Genomic DNA, 996 nt, shown 5'->3' with positions numbered 1-996 from the left:
GTGTGCCGTATGATGAATTGAAATCTACCGCTAATCCTTTCGTGTGGGCGCTGGTTGCAACCCCACCGACACGAGCATTTAACGCAGGACAACGATAACCAGATGTAATAATAATTGGCTTTCCTAAAGCGTGCCTAACTAATTCTAACTTTGCAGCGCTTAATTTAATATTAGGCATCAGCTCTGTAGGCACGCTATTATCTATTTTTAATCTGCTTGCTGTTGTTGAGCGGGTAAACTCTTCTAGTGTGAAATGCTCAGTCAATTTCATTACAGTTCTCCGAGTTTTCTGATTGTTTCTGCATGTTTTTTCGAGTGGAATGTAAAGTGTTGATAAATTTTTAGTTTTTTTTATCTTCATCTTCATTTTTTATGCCGACTTTTTTATCGACAATTGCGTGTGACAACTGACGTAATTTATCTATACCGAGCCAGCCAATCACGCCACCAACAAATGGTGCTAACGTGACAGAAAAACCAAAAAACTCTAATCCAGTACTAGCTGACATAGTTACAGCACCGCAAAAAATAGCCTCCACCCATTTTCTACGTCCGCCGACACCGTCGTACGTTAATCGACCAAATGCAATAATAAACGCCATTAGCGATGCGTAAATCATCGGCCAATTGGCCTGTAACCAATCTAAAATTGTATTTTTATACATTTTTTTTCTCATCATGATAACGCCCTCATTACGTGGGGCCAGAAGATTTCACTTCTGATAATGTTTGATTAAATCTTTCTTCATCTAATTCAACGCCAATAGATTTGCGTCCCAACAATTCCGACTGCTTGATAACCACCCCTGATCCCATAAAAAAATCCGCCACAACATCACCGGGACGTGATGCAGCGTTGATCATGTCATGAATCATGTCGGCAGGTTTTTCGCACGGATGTTTACCTGGGTAATATTGAACAGGTTTATAATTCCACACATCTATGTATGGGACATCAGCTGTAACATAAAACGGACGGCGCAATGATTCATATTG

3 protein-coding genes are annotated in these 996 nt (G+C 40.2%); all 3 read right to left on the bottom strand.

Annotation, left to right across the window (positions count from 1 at the left end):
- Nucleotides 1-271 (bottom strand): D-Ala-D-Ala carboxypeptidase family metallohydrolase (locus A9G07_RS08645; RefSeq protein ID WP_256122119.1); only part of this gene is annotated, 271 nt, incomplete at its 3' end.
- A gap of 70 nt (nucleotides 272-341) precedes the next feature.
- Nucleotides 342-665 carry a phage holin, lambda family gene (locus tag A9G07_RS08640; protein WP_176713960.1) on the bottom strand — a complete coding sequence of 108 codons (324 nt, stop codon included), beginning with the start codon at nucleotides 663-665 and terminating at the stop codon, nucleotides 342-344.
- Nucleotides 666-693: 28 nt separating this feature from the next.
- A partial coding sequence (locus A9G07_RS08635) for a site-specific DNA-methyltransferase (protein WP_141677498.1) occupies nucleotides 694-996 on the bottom strand: 303 nt, incomplete at its 5' end.

Origin of the sequence: Gilliamella sp. wkB72 (genome assembly GCF_001693745.1) — a bacterium.
GTDB classification, from domain to species: domain Bacteria; phylum Pseudomonadota; class Gammaproteobacteria; order Enterobacterales; family Orbaceae; genus Gilliamella; species Gilliamella apicola_E.
Note: the sequence above shows the minus strand (reverse complement) of the source record. Positions and strands in the feature narration are given on the sequence as shown.